Source organism: Streptomyces sp. WMMC500 (assembly GCF_027497195.1).
Classification (GTDB): domain Bacteria; phylum Actinomycetota; class Actinomycetes; order Streptomycetales; family Streptomycetaceae; genus Streptomyces.
Window position 1 is genome coordinate 1,902,089 of sequence record NZ_CP114905.1, and the last position, 15,870, is coordinate 1,917,958.

The 15,870-nt window shown below is 73.9% G+C and carries 13 protein-coding genes; 5 read left to right on the forward strand and 8 right to left on the reverse strand.

Translation table 11 applies throughout. The features are described from left to right. The first annotated feature begins 152 nt into the window (after nucleotides 1–152). Entirely contained in the window at nucleotides 153–2,765 is a 2,613-nt protein-coding gene (locus O7599_RS07765) for a LuxR family transcriptional regulator (RefSeq protein WP_281621374.1), read from the forward strand. Here O7599_RS07765 and O7599_RS07770 read toward each other — a convergent pair. The 4 genes from O7599_RS07770 to O7599_RS07785 form a co-directional block, all read right to left on the reverse strand. Next, nucleotides 2,711–4,801, reverse strand: a complete 2,091-nt coding sequence (locus O7599_RS07770) for a LuxR family transcriptional regulator (RefSeq protein WP_281621375.1) — start codon at nucleotides 4,799–4,801, stop codon at nucleotides 2,711–2,713. The two genes, O7599_RS07765 and O7599_RS07770, sit on opposite strands and share 55 nt — an antisense overlap. Nucleotides 4,802–5,049: 248 nt before the next feature. After that, on the reverse strand, nucleotides 5,050–7,254 hold the full coding sequence (locus O7599_RS07775) for an MMPL family transporter (protein WP_281621376.1): 2,205 nt from the start codon (nucleotides 7,252–7,254) through the stop codon (nucleotides 5,050–5,052). A gap of 139 nt (nucleotides 7,255–7,393) precedes the next feature. Next, nucleotides 7,394–7,870: a DUF6069 family protein gene (locus O7599_RS07780; RefSeq protein WP_281621377.1), complete on the reverse strand. Its 477-nt coding sequence runs from the start codon at nucleotides 7,868–7,870 to the stop codon at nucleotides 7,394–7,396. 162 nt (nucleotides 7,871–8,032) lie between these two features. Then, the gene (locus O7599_RS07785; RefSeq protein ID WP_281621378.1) at nucleotides 8,033–8,431 is read right to left on the reverse strand and encodes a DUF6223 family protein; all 399 of its coding nucleotides are present in this window, start codon (nucleotides 8,429–8,431) and stop codon (nucleotides 8,033–8,035) included. A gap of 249 nt (nucleotides 8,432–8,680) precedes the next feature. On the opposite strand from O7599_RS07785, the gene O7599_RS07790 reads away from it, so the two are divergent. After that, nucleotides 8,681–9,949 (forward strand): MFS transporter, encoded by a 1,269-nt coding sequence (locus O7599_RS07790; RefSeq protein ID WP_281621379.1) that lies wholly within the window; start codon nucleotides 8,681–8,683, stop codon nucleotides 9,947–9,949. A 93-nt stretch (nucleotides 9,950–10,042) separates the two neighbouring features. On the opposite strand, the gene O7599_RS07795 is transcribed toward O7599_RS07790, so the two are convergent. Beyond that, a complete protein-coding gene (locus O7599_RS07795; RefSeq protein WP_281621380.1) occupies nucleotides 10,043–10,783 on the reverse strand; it encodes a DUF6081 family protein in 741 nt (246 codons plus the stop codon). A gap of 189 nt (nucleotides 10,784–10,972) precedes the next feature. On the opposite strand from O7599_RS07795, the gene O7599_RS07800 reads away from it, so the two are divergent. Next, nucleotides 10,973–12,454, forward strand: coding sequence for an aminopeptidase P family protein (locus tag O7599_RS07800; RefSeq protein ID WP_281621381.1), 1,482 nt, complete (start codon nucleotides 10,973–10,975; stop codon nucleotides 12,452–12,454). 28 nt (nucleotides 12,455–12,482) lie between these two features. Here the strand turns inward: O7599_RS07800 and O7599_RS07805 are convergent, their stop codons facing one another. Then, entirely contained in the window at nucleotides 12,483–12,881 is a 399-nt protein-coding gene (locus O7599_RS07805; RefSeq protein ID WP_281621382.1) for a MerR family transcriptional regulator, read from the reverse strand. A gap of 114 nt (nucleotides 12,882–12,995) precedes the next feature. On the opposite strand from O7599_RS07805, the gene O7599_RS07810 reads away from it, so the two are divergent. Both O7599_RS07810 and O7599_RS07815 read left to right on the forward strand, forming a co-directional pair. Next, on the forward strand, nucleotides 12,996–13,316 hold the full coding sequence (locus O7599_RS07810; protein WP_281621383.1) for a multidrug efflux SMR transporter: 321 nt from the start codon (nucleotides 12,996–12,998) through the stop codon (nucleotides 13,314–13,316). Nucleotides 13,317–13,378: 62 nt separating this feature from the next. Further along, complete coding sequence (locus tag O7599_RS07815) at nucleotides 13,379–13,810, forward strand: multidrug efflux SMR transporter (RefSeq protein ID WP_281621384.1); 432 nt, start codon at nucleotides 13,379–13,381, stop codon at nucleotides 13,808–13,810. Here O7599_RS07815 and O7599_RS07820 read toward each other — a convergent pair. Beyond that, nucleotides 13,796–14,530: a GntR family transcriptional regulator gene (locus tag O7599_RS07820; RefSeq protein ID WP_281621385.1), complete on the reverse strand. Its 735-nt coding sequence runs from the start codon at nucleotides 14,528–14,530 to the stop codon at nucleotides 13,796–13,798. The two genes, O7599_RS07815 and O7599_RS07820, sit on opposite strands and share 15 nt — an antisense overlap. 129 nt (nucleotides 14,531–14,659) lie before the next feature. Beyond that, on the reverse strand, nucleotides 14,660–15,523 hold the full coding sequence (locus O7599_RS07825) for a dihydrodipicolinate synthase family protein (RefSeq protein WP_281623310.1): 864 nt from the start codon (nucleotides 15,521–15,523) through the stop codon (nucleotides 14,660–14,662). Between the last annotated feature and the right edge of the window lie 347 nt (nucleotides 15,524–15,870).

Below are 15,870 nucleotides of genomic sequence, written 5' to 3' on the forward strand. Positions count from 1 at the left end.
TGCGTTGCCCTGCCCACTACCCGGACGGGTAGTGGGGCCTACCCGAGTTGTCGTGGCGTATTTCATTGACCCGCCATTGCCGCTCGATGACCCTTGACGGCAAGGCTCATGGCTCGGGTTCGAGGATTCTCCACGGCACCGCGGGGGCGATCATGGCACCACTCGTAGGGCGTGCGGGCACGCTGTCCGTGCTGGGCGGGCATCTGGACGCCGCGGCGGCGGGCACCGGCGGCTGCGTCGTCCTCGAAGGGCCGCTGCGCATCGGCCGGAGCCGGCTGCTGCGGGCCACCGCGCACGAAGGCGCGGAGCGCGGGCTGACCGTGGTCGCCGGGCGGGCCGGTCCGAATGGGGGCACCCCCGCCGACGAGGGTGTAGCCGGTGGGGGAGGACAGCCGCTGCCCGTCCACCTGTTGCTGAACTATCTGCGGCGGGTGCTGGCGGCCGATGTGGACGTGGACGACCTGGTACGGCCGGACGGCAACCCGTTCCGGCTCATGGACCAGGTCAGCGAACTGGTGGAGGTCGCGGCCCGCAGGCATCCCGTGGTGGTACTCCTGGACGACGTGCACCGGGTGGACGACGTGGGCGGGCTGGCGCTGCTGGGCCTGGTGCAGTCGCTCGCCGGGTCGCCGGTGCTGTGGCTGATGACGCGGCGTTCCGTGGCGGCGCGGTCGCTCGCCCAGCACGCCGTCGACCGGCTGATCGACGGGACGGCGGAACGGCTCCACCTCGGCGCCCTGGACGACGAGGCGGTGGCGGAGCTGTGCACGGGGCTGCTGGGCGCCAAGCCGGACGCCTCCGTGCTGGACTGGGCGGCCCGCTGCGGGGGCAATCCGTGGCTGCTGGCGAGGGTGCTCGACGCGCTGGTCACGGCGGGGCGGGTGGTGTTCGTGGACGGTACGGCCGCGGCGCTGGGCGAGCGGCTGCCCGACGACGTGCTCGGCGTCGTCCGGAGACTGCTCGACGAGCTGCCGGCGGCGGTCGGCCGGCTGCTGCTGGCCGGCGCGGGCATCGGGGCGACGTTCACCGCCGCGCAGGCGGCGGCGCCCGGCGGGCCAGGGCCGACGCCGGTGGCGGGGGCTCCGGTGGCGGGCGTGGACGAGGCGGTACGCGCGGGGCTGCTGCAACGGCACGGGGAGGAGCTGGCGTTCGCCCACGGGGTGATCGCGGAGGCGCTGCGGCACCCGGCGCTCCGCCGGCCGGAGCCGTCCGGGGCCCCGGCGCCGGCGCCGTCCGCGGCGGCGCTCCCGGCAGCGGCCCAGAGCGCCCCGCCCGGTGCGTACCGCGAACACCCCCGGCACGTACCGGAGGAGGACCCCTTTGGTGCGCCGCCGCCGGCGGCGGCCGTGTGCGGCTGCGGGGGCGCGGTGGCGCGGGCCGTGAAGGCACTCACGGACCGCTCCGGCGCCGCGCCGCCCACCCTCGGCCGGGCGCTGCGGCTGCTCGAAGGCGCCGGGCGTACCGCCGAGGCCGGACGGCTCGCGGACATCGCCGTTCGCTCCGGGGTCGACCCGGCGGACCTGGCGAAGGCCGGCTCCGCCCCCGCACCACCGGGGACGCCGGCGAACGGCGCGCGCTGCGAGGTGTGTGCGCGCCCGCTGTGGACGTGGCTGGCCCGCGCTCTCGTCGCCGCCGACGCCTTCGCGGAGGCCGCCGCGGTCTGCGACGCCGTACGGCAGGAGGCCGCGGCGCACGGCGGGCCGTGGGCCGCGGGGCTGTGGCACGGCCACCGCGCCGAACTGCTGGCGGCCGCGGGCCGGCTGGAGGAGGCGCGGGCAGAGGCCGAGGCGGCGCTGGGCCTGGCCGACCGGACGCCCCCGGAGGATCTCCTGCCCGCGCGGCTGGCGCTGGCCCGGATCAGCATGCACTGCGGTGATCTCGCCACCGCCAGCCAGCAGTTGCGCATGGCGGAGCGGCCCGGCGGCGGCGCGGCGACCGCCGTGAAGCCGCAACTCGACTGGGCGCTGGCGCGCTTCCACGCGGCCAGCGGGCGGGCCGCGATGGCGGTCCGCTCGCTGCTCGACGCCGGGCAGGGTGCGGCCCGGGACCCGCTGCTGTTCATCGAGGCCCCGACGGCGGCGGCGACGCTCGTACGACTGGCCGGGCAGACGGGGCTCGGCGAGGAGGCCGTGCAGGCGGCCGGGTTCGCCCGGCGGCTCGCCGCGGCCAACCCGGACGTGACGTCCCTGGCCGCCGGCGCCGCCCACGCGGACGGCGTCCTGCGCGACGACCCGGACGCCCTCCGGCGGGCCGCCGAGATGTACCGGCTCGCCGGCCGTCCGCTGGCGGCCGGCGGCGCGTTGGAGGACGCGGCCCGCAGCGAGCACGGGGCCGGCCACGGGGACGGCGCCGCGCGGCTCCTCACGGCGGCGGCGGACCTGTATCTGGAGTGCGGCGCGCAGCGCGACACGGTCCGGGTGCAGCGCAGGCTGCGCCGCCTCGGCGTGCCGCACGCGCGCGCCGCGCTGGGCCCGCAGCGGCCCAAGTCGGGCTGGGAGAGCCTGACGGGCGCGGAGCTGCGGGTGGTACGGGCCATCGTCGACGGCAGGACGAACAGGGAGGCGGCCGGCGTGCTCTTCCTGTCACCGCACACCGTCGACAGCCATCTGCGGCGGGTCTTCGCCAAGCTCGACATCAACAGCCGCGTCGAGCTGACCAAGCAGTTCCTGGCGCACGAGGCGGCCGCGCCCGAGGGCACGGCCGCCTCCGGTCAGCTCGCCGCCGCGGGACCCGCCGAGCTCCCCTTGTCGTCGGCGATCGAGTAGATCGCCGCGGCGCCGGAGTACGTGGCGGCCTCGCGGGCGAGTTCGACGCGGGTGCCGATGCCCAGCTTCTTGTAGATCTTCCTCAGGTGGTAGTTGACGGTGTGCGCCGAGAGATGGACGCGCCGGGCGATCTGCCGGTTCGTCATCCCGACGCTGACCAGATAGGCGATGCGCCGTTCCATGTCCGAGAGCACCGCCCAGCAGGAGTTGGGCTGGTGCCCGGCGGTGCCGTCGGCGACCACCGCAGCGGGGTCGGGCGTGCCGGTGACCGCCCGCGGCCTGCGCGCGGGGGACTGCGCGGCGTGCAGCCTGGCGAGCTCCTCGGTGGCCAGGGCGATCGAGACGGGGTCGGGCGACTGCGCGACGATGTGCGCGAGCCCCGAGGCGTCGCGCTCGGCGAGCGCGTTGGCGTGCAGTGCGCTCAGGCTGACGACGGCGATGCCGGGATTGTCCCCGGCCAGGCCGTTGACGGTGTCGAGCACGGTGCGCTTCAGGCCCTCGTCGTCGGTGTCGAGCGCGAGCCGGACGAGGAACGCGGCGGCGGCCGGGTCCTCGACGTACAGCCCGCGCTCCGCCGGGAGCCGGGCGTACGTACCGGACAGCAGGGCGACGCCCGCGCGGGGCCCCTCCCTTCTGACCGCGAGCCGCACCTCCGTCCAGGCGTACCGCGGCGAGCGGTGCATTTCCCGGCCGTGCGCGGGATCGGCGCGGGCCCGCTCCAGGTGGCCGGTCGCCGTGGGCAGGTCTCCGGTGTAGAGGGACACAGCGGCCAGGACGGTGTACGCGAGCGGCAGTAGCGCCGGGACGGCGTTCTGCTCGCTCGCCGCGGTGACCAGTTCCGCGTGCCGGCGGGCGTCCCGGAACCGGCCTGCCGCCAGGAACAGTCTGGCCCGCAGCGCGGCCGGCGCGGCGTGCCAGACGTCGGTGGACAGCTCGTAGAGACCTGCCTCGGCCTCGTCGACCAGCGTCTCGGCCTCGTCGAACTCGCGCAGGTCGGTCAGCTTGGCGGCCAGTTCGAGGCGGAAGTGCAGTCGCCACAGGGGGTCGGCGCCGCCGCCGTACCGCACCGCGGCGCGGCCCAGCCTGACGCCCTCGGCCAGCTCACCGGCCCGCCAGCTCAGGTGGGACAGCGCCGTCAGGGCCATCAGCGAGGCGACGTCGGCCGGCTCGTCCGTCCGTCGCCACAGGATCTCCCGGGCCCGCGTCCCGGCCTCCTCCTCCCGGCCCAGCAGCAGGTCCCCGAGGAGAGCCGACGCCTCGGCGTCGAGCCGGTCGTCTTCGGGAACTCCGGGGTCGGCCAGGGTGCGCCGGGCGAGATCGGCGCCGACGGCCACCTTTCCTTTCATGATCAGCCCGTGTGCCCGGGAATGGGGGCCGCCGTCGCCCTCCGCCACCACGGGGCCCCGATCCAGGTACTCAGGTACCCAGGATATTCGGTCTGCTTCCTCCGTACCCCTGCCGAGATGGTGCATCGCCTCGCGCTGCAATGCACCGCGCGCGGGGGCTGGAATGGCGGCGACCGCGCCGCGCATGAGGAAGTCGCTGCGGAATACGAATTGACGCTCCGTCGCCTCGACGAAGCCCGCGGACATCGCCTCGTCCAGCGGTGCGAGCAGGGTGGCGAGCGGCCGGTTCAGCATCCTGGAGACGTCCTCCAGAAGGAACGACCTGCCCTGCAGCGCGGCGATCTTCAACAACTCCTGACAGCCGGGGTTCAGCTCACCCAGCCGCAGCTTCACGAACTTCGGCACACAGCGCGCAGTACGCGACTCCGTGAGCCGAACCGTACCTTCGCGCAGCGCTATCAGACCCTCGTCGACCAGCCCGTACGCCAGCTCCGCCAGCAACTGGCTGTTCTCACCGGCCGCCGCCGCAAGACCGCGCAACTCGTCGTCCAGATCGCCACCGAGCAGCTCGCTCAGAAAGCGCTCGTTCGCCTCGACATGCAACGGCCCCGGCGGCGGGCGCCCGTAAGGTCCGGCGTCGGCGGGTATCGTCTCCGGCTTCCACGTCCCCTTCTTCGACCACGTTGTCATATTGTCCCCGACTATCCAGGTATACACCGTTACTTACCAGTCGTTACAGTGCCCTCCTCTCGACTCGCATTCAACTCGATTTTCAACCCGTGCTCTTGGCCTGGACTTGGCGCTGACTTGGCGACGAAATCGGGGAGATGAGTTTTCCGCTTACCGGAAAAAATGGCGCGCGGGAATTCCGGAAAAGCCCATGCCGATGCGGGGAATCCCGACTCCGGGATTCCCCGCCCGGGGGCTCATGGATAAATTCAGACCTTGGCCTCTTCCCCGACCTCGGCCGGCGGCGGCGAGGTCGTCTCCGGCGCCCGGCGGCCGGGCATCCACCAGTTGGTCTTGCCGCACAGCTCCATCACCGCGGGCACGAGGATCATCCGCACGATGGTGGCGTCGATGAACACGGCGACGGCCATGCCGAGGCCGATCTGCTTGACGGACACGTCGTGGCCGAGCAGGGAGGTGGTGAAGACGGCGATCATGATGGCCGCGGCGGCGGTGATGACCTTGGCGGTCCGCGCCAGGCCGCGGGTGACGGCCGTCCTGGTGTCCCCGGTGCGTTCGTACTCCTCGCGGACCCGCGAGATCAGGAAGACCTCGTAGTCCATCGACAGGCCGAAGAGCACCGGGAACATCATCATCGGCACCCACGTCGTGACGGGCATGTCGGTCGGGAACCCGAGGGCCGAGCCCAGCCAGCCCCACTGCACCACGGCCACCAGCACGCCGTACGCGGCGCCGATCGACAGCAGGTTCATCACGGCGGCCTGCAGGGCGATCGTCACCGACCGCACGAGCGCGACCAGCAGCACCAGGGACAGCACGATGACGACCGCGATCATGAACGGCAGCCGCGAGCTCGTCTCCTCGGCGAAGTCGATCGCCCCCGCGTTCGGGCCGCCGACCTGGACTGCGTTGCCGCCGGGCGCGTCCGGCAGCACGTCGTCGCGGAGTTCGTGCACGAGGTCCGCGGTCTTCTCGTCCTGGTAGCCGGTCTCCGGGAACGCCATGAAGGTGGCGGCCTCGCCGTCCTCGCTGACCCGCGGCTGCGTGACGTGGGCGATGCCGTCGGTGCCCGCGACCGCGTCCACGGCCGGGCGCAGATCGCCGCCGGTGGAGTCCGTCTCGGCGGCGAAGATCAGCGGTGCGCCGTAGCCCGGGCCGAAGCCCTCGGAGACGATCTCGTACGAGGTGTAGCTGCTCCGGTCGCGCGGCTGGACGCTCGCGTCCGGCAGGCTGAGCCGCATCGACAGGGCCGGCGCGGCGAGCAGCAGCAGCCCCGCGACCGCCAGCACCGCGGCGGCCAGCGGCCGGCGCTGCACGACGCCCGCCCAGCGCTCCGCCGGGGTGCGGCGTTCGGCCTCGGGGGCGCCGGCGGCGGCGCCCCGGGCCGTACGGCGGGGCAGCCGCAGCGAGTTGATCTTATGCCCGGTGAAGCCCAGGAAGGCCGGCAGCAGGGTCACCGCGGCGACCATCGTCACCAGCACCGTCAGCGACGCGGCGACGGCCACGCCGGTCATCAGCCGCTGCCCCATGGTGACCAGCCCGAGCAGCGCGATCACCACGGTCGTGCCGGCGAAGAGCACGGCGCGCCCCGCCGTCGTGATGGCGCCTACCGTGGCGTCCTCGGGACTCTCCCCGTTCTGCAGCTTCTCCTTGTAGCGGGTCACGATGAACAGCGCGTAGTCGATGCCCACGCCGAGCCCGATGAGCGCGGAAACCAGGACGGTGAAGTCCGGCGAGGGGACGATGTGCCCGACAAGCTTCATGAGGGCGATGCCGCCGAGGATCGCCATGAGCGCGGTGACGATCGGCAGCCCCATCGCCACCAGCGAGCCGAAGGAGATGAACAGGATCACCGCAGCGGCCAGCACGCCCACGCTCTCGGCGGGGCCCTGCTTGGGCGTCTCTGCCTTCTCCGCCTTGTCGCCGCCGAGCCCCAGCGTCACGCCGTCGCCGTTGGCGTCCTTGACCGTGGTCACCAGGGGCTTGACCTCGTCCTTCGTCGCCTCCTTGTCGGTGAGCGGGATCGTCGTACGGGCGATGCGGCGGTCGTCGGTGACCAGTTGGTCGTCGTCGTACGGCGAGATCACGGGACCGGTGACCGGCGCGTCGGCGAGGTCGGCGACGACCTGCTCCACCTTCTGGCGTACGGCCGGGTCGTCGATGCCCGCGTCCGCCTTGATCGCGAGCGTCAGGGTGTCGCCCTGCTCCTCGGGGAAGTGCTTCTCCATCAGGGCCTGCGCCCTGGCCGACCCGGAGTCCCCGCCGGAGAAGTCGTTGTCGGGGTCGGCGGCGAGGCCGAAGCCGGCGACGGCCACAGCGATCACGCCAGCGATCCAGACCAGCAGAACCAGGCGGCGGCGCCGGTGACAGTACCGGGCCAGCCTCGCCAGAGCGCCGTCCGGGCGGGCGGTCTCGGTCGACATCATCGTCTCCTCGGGTCTCGTGCGGTGCACCCCTCATCCTCGGGACGGGGATCACCGGAGTCGACGTACAGACGCAGGCACTCCGCGGGCCGCACTACCGCGGGCGCGGTACTCCTCTTGCAGTACATGTCAAAGAAGCGGTCGTCGGAGGGCGGTGTCCGGCTGCGGATCAGAGGAAGGAGAGCCGGCGCGCGACGACGGGGATGATGACGGCGCCGGCCAGGAGGTGCGTGCAGACCAGCACCGCCTGGGTGGTGCCGGCGGTGTGCGGCGCGAGGCCGGGACCCGCGAGGGACAGGATCGTGAAGGTCCCCGCGCACACCGCGAAGACGCGTGCGGGGCGGCCGGTGCCGCGGACCGCGCGCCGGGCGAGGTGGTCCAGGAGCACGGCGAGTGCGATGCCGAGGAGCGACCAGAGCACCACGCTCCGCGCGACGCCGCCCACCGGGATGGCCACGGCCTCGTCCTCCCCGACCCCGGCCGCGACCATCTCGACGCCGGCGCCGCGGGCCAGGAGCGTGAACGACTCCGCCACCACCGCCGCAGCAAGGGTGGCCAGGACGGCGACGAGCCAGACCGGTCGCGCGGCCAGCCAGGCGGCCAGCGGCGACGACGGGGAGCGGGACTGGGGGGCGGTCGCGGCCATGGCGCAGCCTCCTGTTCCGGCGCAGGGGGTGGGGACCTTCCGTACGGTAGGACGGCGGCTGCACGATGCCCATCGGGAAGTGGTCAGTTGAGCGCCGCCTTGACAGACGAGAGGCGGCTCCGGCGGACGCGTCCGCCGGAGCCGCCTGTCCGCCGTGGGGGGCTAGGCGGACACCGCGCGTCGGGCGCGGGCCAGTGCCAGGCCGCCGAGGGCCAGCCCGACCAGTCCGAGCAGGAGGGCCACGATCGCGCCGCCCCGGCCGGAGCCGGAGCCGACGTCGTCGGAGCCGGCGAGCGCCACCACGCCGATGACGACACCGACCGCCGACGCCACCACCGATGCCAGCGGCCCACCGAGGCCGGAGCCGAGCTTGCGCGCCAGCGCGAGCCCGGCGAGTACCACGCCGATCAGCGCCAGGATCGTCGCGGCCATCGCCGGGCCCCGGCCGGAGCCGTCGTCGCTCTCGGCCGCGACCGGGACGTGCGCGGCCGCCGGCGCCGCGCACACGAGGATGCCGAGCACCGCGGCCGCGGCGGCGGTGAACAGGTGACGGACGGACATCGGGGACCCCTTCGGTCGCACGGCGGTTGGCGGCGTCAGCGTACGAACCGGCCGGGCCGCGGGTCGTCCTGCAGACGCGGCCGGTTTGGGCTACCGCCACCGCGGTAGCGGGTCCGGGCGACGTCTGCGGCCGTGGCATCCGGCTACCGCAGCCGCAGCATCGCGCGCCCGCGGGCCGGCGCGGGGTTTCTCCGAATGGCGTCGAAACGCCCTGGAACTCCCCCACTACCGCGGCGTTAGCGTGCGGCAATGGCTTCCAAGGTGAGTTCTTCTCCGCCGGCGCGGGGCACGGGGTGGCTGCTGTGCCTGATGTTCGCCACCTTCGTCATCGGCACCGACGACTTCGTCATCGCAGGCGTGCTCCCGGACATCGCCGCCGACCTGGACGTGAGCGAGGCCGCCGCCGGCCAGTTGGTGACGGTCTTCTCGGTCACCTTCGCGGTCGCGGCGCCCGTACTCGCCGTGCTCACCGCACGGCTGCCCCGCAAGACCCTGATCGTCGGCGGCCTTTCGGCCTTCGCGGTGGCCAACACCGCCACCGCGCTGGCCCCGAACTACGCGACGCTGATGGGAGCGCGCGTGCTGACCGCGCTGATCGCGGCGACCGTCTCCCCCGCGGCCTTCGCCGCGGCGGCGCGGCTGGCGGCGCCCGAGCGGATGGGCCGGGCCATCGGCACGGTCGCGGCGGGGCTGACGCTCTCGCTCTTCACGGCCGTGCCGGCGGGCACGCTGCTGGGCGACGCCTTCGGCTGGCGGTCGACCTTCGTGGCGGTCGCGGTGGCCACCGCGCTGGTAGCGGCGGCGAGTTCCGCGGCGCTGCCCCGGCTGTCCGGCGCCCCGCAGCTCGGCGTGCGGGGGCAGTTGCGGATCCTGGGCCGCCCGGCGGTCCTGCTCTGCGCGACGGGCACCGTGGTCTGCGCCGGTAGCGGCCTGATGATCTACACCTACGTCGCGCCCCTGACCCGGGATCTCACCGGCCGGGGCGGCGGTGTCCTCGCGCTGTTCATCGCCGTGGTCGGCGTCGCCGGGGCGATGGGCACCGGCGCGGGCGCGCTGCTGACGGACCGCTGGGGGCCGGACCGTACGCTGCGCGCGTCGATCGCCGGCGTCGTGGCCGCGACCGCGCTGCTGGCGGTGACCGGGGCGACGGGACGCGCGGCGCCGGTGTGGCTGGTGGCCCTCAACCTGGCGGTGTGGGGGTGCGCGGCCTGGAGCTTCACCCCGCCGACGAACACCCGGATCCTGCAACTGGCGGGCGAGGCCGGCACGGAGGCGGTCGCGCTCAACACCAGCGGGCTCTACGTGGGCGTCGCGCTGGCCGGCGCGGGCGGCGGCGTAGCGCTGGCCGTCTCCGACGGCACCGGCGTCGCGGTCACGGCGACCGCGGTGGGGCTGGTCGCGTACGGGGTGACGGCGCTGGCGATCCGCCGCTACCCGGCGGGTGGCCCGGCCGCGGAGGGGCCGGCGCCGGCCCCCGCGCACGTGCCCCTCCGCCCGCGGGCGGAGGAAATACCGTGAACGCGGGATGAGCCCGCGGGCCCGGACCGGGGTACGGTCGGTGCACCGGCTGTCCCCGGCCCTCCGGCGTCGACGGCATCCCCGCGTCCGCGTTCAGCGGTCGCTCGCCGTGACCCGCCACGGGCCCCACCACCCGGTCGCGCCCTGCCCGCGCTCCCGCTCCGCGCGGGAGTAGCGGGCGAGGTCGCGGGCCGAGAACAGGCCCATCCCCACGTGGAAGCCGGCGACCGGCACCGGCGTCCGCGCCCAGTAAGCGGGCCGCCCGTCGACATACCACTCCACCTCGGACGTCCCGGCCCGGTAGCCGACCGAGTAGCGGTGCGCCTGCCCGGGCTCGGTGGGCACGTTCATGACGACACGGTGGACATAGTGCTCGTCGGGCCGGCTCACGCCGGGGATCACCAGTCGCTCGACGAGCGCGTACACCGTGTCGTTGGTGGCGGCGGCGTTGATGACGACGCCGGTTTCCAGGTCGAAGAGGTTGACGGTGCCGAAGGCGTCGACCAGGTCGTACGGGATCTGCCCATAGGTCCGCACCGCCATCTCCACCTCGAACGTCAGCCGCCCGGTCGGCGGCACGTCGAACCGCCGCACCGACCGGTACATCAGCTTCGCGTTGTTGCGCCGCGGGTCGGTGTCGTGGAAGCGGCTGAACGGGTTGACGGTCGCCGTCAGCCGCCCGTTCCCGGTGCTGACCCGCGCGTTGTCGTCCCGGTACTCGTGCCGTACGCCCCCGGCCCCCGTCATCTCCATGACCCGCCAGCGGGCCGGGTCGAGGTCGCCGCGGGTGAAGTCGTCGTAGATCCAGTTGCTCGCCACGGATGCGGAAGTCATGAGGCTCACCCTCGTCTCGCCCACGCGGCCCGCAACATCCCGGATTCACGCGGTCGGGCCGGATTTCCGACGCCAATTGCCGCCGGGCAGGGGCGTGTAGACCATGTAACATAGCAATGTGCAATTTTATTACCCGAGTTGCACACCCGCGTCCGGCACCCTCCTCCCCCGCCCGCCAGGAGCCGCCCGATGGACAAGCCCTCCGCCCGCCTGCACACCGGCAGCCACGACCTGGACGTCTCCGCGGCCCTGCGGACGTTCATGAGCAGCGCGTGGGCGCCCAGCCCGCTGCCGTCCGGCATCCGCGTCCCGGGCTACGCCGCGCTCGCCGGCCGCCGCGCGCGGCTGTCCGCGCGCTTCCCCGGCGAGCGGCTGGTGCTGCCGGCGGGAGCGCTCAAGGTCCGCTCCAACGACTGCGATCACCGCTTCCGCCCGCACAGCGCGTACGCCTGGCTCACCGGCCTGACCGGCGAGGACCAGGCCGGACACGTCCTCGTACTGGAGCCCGCCGGGGCCGAGGGGCACGAGGCCGTGCTGTACGTGCGCCCGCGCTCGGACCGGGACACCGACGAGTTCTACCGGGACCGGCGCTACGGCGAGTTCTGGGTCAGGCGCCGCCCCGACCTCGGCGAGGCCGCGGAACTGACCGGGCTGGACTGCCGGGACCTCGACGACCTGGACAAGCTCGCCGCCGGGCCCCGGCCGCCGGCCCGGGTGCTCTCCGGGCTGGACGCCGGCGTCGACGGCCTCTTCGACCGCGGCCCGCACGGCGCCGCCGAGCCGGACCGGGACGCAGAACTCGGCACGTACCTCGCGGAGTTGCGGCTGATCAAGGACGAGTGGGAGACCGGGCAGCTCCAGCTCGCGGTCGACCACACCGCGGCCGGCTTCGAGGACGTCGTACGGGCCCTGCCCGCGGCCCTGCGCCACCCGCGCGGTGAACGCTGGATCGAGGGCGTCTTCGCCACCCGCGCCCGCGCCGAGGGCAACGGCACGGGCTACGAGACGATCGCCGCGTCCGGCGAACACGCCTGCGTGCTGCACTGGACCCGCAACGACGGCCCGCTCGACCCGGCGCGGCTGCTGCTCCTGGACGCCGGGGTGGAGACCGACACCCTCTACACCGCCGACGTCACCCGCACCCTCCCGCTGTCCGGGCGCTTCTCGCGCGTCCAGCGGCAGGTGTACGAGCTCGTCCTCGCCGCCCAGAACGCCGGCATCGCCGCCCTCAGGCCCGGCGCCCGCTTCCGCGACTTCCACCGGGCGGCCATGGCGGTGATCGCCGAAGGTCTCCACGACTGGGGCGTGCTGCGCGTCACGCCGGAGCAGGCGCTCGCGCCCGACAGCGGGCTGTACCGGCGCTACACCCTGTGCAGCAGCGGGCACATGCTCGGCCTGGACGTGCACGACTGTGCCAAGGCACGGGCGAGCGCCTATCTCGACGGGGTGCTGGAGGCGGGACAGGTCCTCACCGTGGAGCCCGGGCTCTACCTCCAGCCCGACGACGAGACACTCCCACTGGAACTGCGCGGCATCGGCGTGCGGATCGAGGACGACCTCGTGATCACCGAGGACGGCGCCCGGCTGATGTCGGACGCGCTGCCGCGCGACCCCGACGCCGTCGAGGAGTGGATGGGGACACTGCTCGACGGTGGCCGCCGGGCGGCCTGAACGGCGGGACGGCCGCGGCCGTCCCCCGTCAACGGGGCCGGGGACGCCCGTGACCGGCCACGGTGCCCCGCTGTTCCCGGCCGAACAGGGCGGTTTCGTTGCGGAGCGCCTCCAGGGTGGCCAGCTCGCGATCGATGTCGCGCCGCTTGGCCCGAAGACGCTCGGCCTCCTGCGCGAGCAACCGCTCCATCTCGCCGTTGCGCTCCTCGGGCGGCGCCTCCAGGCAGGGAAGCAGTTCGTTGATCGTGGCGCTGCCCAGGCCGGCCGCGAAGAGGTGCTGGATCATGACGACCCGTTCGGTCATGGAGCTGTCGAAGTCGCGCCACCCGCCCGGGGTGCGCTGCGAGCGGATGAGTCCCTGCTCCTCGTAGTACCGCAGGGACCGGGTGCTGACACCGCTCGCGTCCGCGAGCTCACCGATGCGCATGCGACCTCCTTGCGCCGTCCGCCGGCTTCCCATTCTTGCAGTTGACACCGGTGTGAAGTGCCACGGTTCCGGGGCCGCACCCACCGGAGGTGCGGGGACGAAGGGACATCCGCCATGCACTGGCTCTACCTCGGCATCGCCGTCGTCTTCGAGATCGCCGTCGCCGTTTCCGCCGGGCGGGCCCAGGGGTTCACCCGGCCCGCCTGGACCACCGCCACCCTGGTCAGCGGCGGCGCCGCCACCTATCTCCTCAGCCGGGCGCTGCTGACCTTCGACGTCGGCGTCGGCTACGCCGTGTGGACCTCCGCGGCCGGCATCGGGATCGTCGTCCTCGGCGCCCTCGTCTTCGGCCAGCGCCTCGACGGGCGCAGGCTCCTCGGCATCGCCGCCGTCATCGCCGGCGTCGCCGGCCTCCAGCTCAGCGGGGCGGCGTGACCGCAGGACGCCCACCCCGCACCCCACCGTCCGGCCCCACCGTGCACGAGGAAGGCACCCGCATGTCCGGCGACACCGCCACCACCCGCACCAGCGGCACCAGCGGCACCACCCGAACCAACGGCACCACCCGCACCGGCGGCACCACCCGCGGCGACCGGGCGCGCGCCTGGCTCGTCCTCCTCCTCGCCGGCGCCTTCGAGGTCGGCTACGCCCTCTCGGTGGGCGGGAGCGAGGGCTTCACCGTGCTCTCCTGGTCGCTCGTCGCGGTCGTCTTCTTCCTGCTGACGCTCTTCGCCCTGAGCCTCGCCCTGCGCACCATCGACGTGGGCATCGGCTACGCCGTCTGGGCCGGAATCGGCGCCGTCGGAGCCGCCCTGCTCGGCCCCGTCTTCTTCGACGAGACGCTCACCCCGGTCAGGACCTTCTGGCTCGGCGTGATCATCGCCGGCCTGGTCTGGCTCAAGCTCTCCGACCGCTCAGGGGAGGGCTGACGGCCGGCCCTGACCCTCGCCGAGCCGCAGCGCGCCGGCCTTCTGCGCGGCGCCGCGCCGCCCGGCCGCCCACAGGGTGCGGACGTGTCCGAGGTGGCGGGCCATCAACTCCTGTGCGGCGGCGGCGTCGCCGGCGATCATCAGGTCGAGCAGCGTGATGTGCTCCTGTGCGGACTCGACGAGCACGCCGGCGCGGTCGAGGTCCGTCAGCCCGTACAGCCGGGAGCGGTTGCGCAGTTCGGCGACGACCGTGACCAGGTGCTCGTTGCCGGCGAGCGCGAGCAGGCCGAGGTGGAAGCGGCGGTCGGCTTCGAGATAGCCGATGAGGTCGTGGTCGCGGGTGGCCTTGACGATGTCCTCGGCGAGGGGGCGGAGCGCCTCCAACTGCTCCGCCGTGGCGACCTCGGTCACCCGGCCCACGGTGGGGACCTCGATCAGCTCGCGGATCTCCGTGTAGTCGTCGAGGTCGCCCTCGGTCATCTCGGTGACGCGGAAACCCTTGTTGCGTACCGCCTCGACCAGGCCCTCGCGGGCGAGGTCGAGCATGGCCTCGCGCACGGGCGTCGCCGAGACGCCGAACTCCGCGGCCAGCGCGGGCGCGGAGTAGATGACGCCGGGCTGCAGCTCCCCCGCGATCAGCGCGGCCCGCAGGGCGTTGGCGACCTGGTCGCGCAGGTGCTTCTGCACCGAGATGAGCTTGCCCCGCTTCGCCTCAGCCATGGTGGTCCCTCCGCGGGCGGCAGGGGCTCGATGCGCGATGTGACATTTTTGCATGGTACTTCGCCCGCCGGCCCGTCCGCCCCGGCGACCGAGGGCCGGGACGAAGGGCCGGAAGGCCGTCGGCGGCGGTCAGGCCAGGCCCTCGGCGAGCAGCTTCTCCGTGAGGCTCCGGACGCTCGCCGCCTGTTCGTCCGTCAGCGGCGAGCGCGGCGGGCGGCAGGGGCCGCCGTGCAGCCCGGCGACGTCCATGGACAGCTTGATCGCCTGGACGAACTGCGGCTTGGAGTCCCAGCGGAGCAGGGGGTGCAGGGCCCGGTAGAGCGGCTTGGCCACCGCCAGGTCGCCGCCGGTGGCGGCGCGGTAGAGGGCGGCGCAGGCGCCGGGCAGCGCGTTGGGGAAGCCGGCGATCCAGCCGACGGCGCCGGCGACGGCCAGCTCCAGCAGCACGTCGTCCGCGCCGGCGAGCAGGTCGAGTCCGGGCGCCAGCTCGGCCAGTTCGTACGCGCGGCGGACGTCGCCGGTGAACTCCTTGACGGCGACGATGCTCTCCTCTCCGTGCAGGGCGGCGAGCAGCGCGGGGGTGAGGTCGGTGCGGGTGTCGTACGGGTTGTTGTACGCGACCACCGGCAGGCCGGCCTTCGCCACCTCGGCGTAGTGTGCGCGCACCGCCGCCTCGTCCGACCGGTAGGCGGTGGGCGGCAGCAGCAGCACCGAGCCGACGCCGGCCTCCGCCGCCCGCTCGGCCCAGCCGCGGGCCTCGGCGCTGCCGTACGCCGCGGCGCCCGCCATGACCCGGTCGCCGTCGCCGGCCGCGGTCACCGCCGTGTGCACCAGACGGATGCGCTCGTCCTCGGTGAGGGTCTGGTACTCGCCCAGGGAGCCGTTGGTCACGACCCCGTCGCAGCCGGCGTCGAGGAGCCGGCGGACGTGCGCGGCGTAGGCGTCGTAGTCCACGGTGAGGTCGGCGCGCAGCGGGAGCGCGGTGGCGACCATGAGGCCGCGCCAGGGGCGGGACCGTTCCTGGGGGGCAGAGGTCATGGAGTCCTCCGGGTGAGTCGCGGCATGCGGGCGGGGGCCGCGCCTGGGCGCAACCCCCGGGAACAGTACAATGTCACATACTTTTGCGCCAGTTGCCGGGTGATACGGGCCCGGGGCGGCCGGCTCGCGAGGGGGCGGGCGGGGACTCTTCAGCCCCGCGGGAGCCGCTGCCAAGGGGGCGTACGCCGGAGTTCCTGAGGGCGCGAGCGCTGTGCATGAGCACGACATGTCATGGGCATGTCTATTCGCGTAGACGGCCGGCGCGGGTGTTCGAACCCGCGTCAACCGTAGGGCAGTTCGGA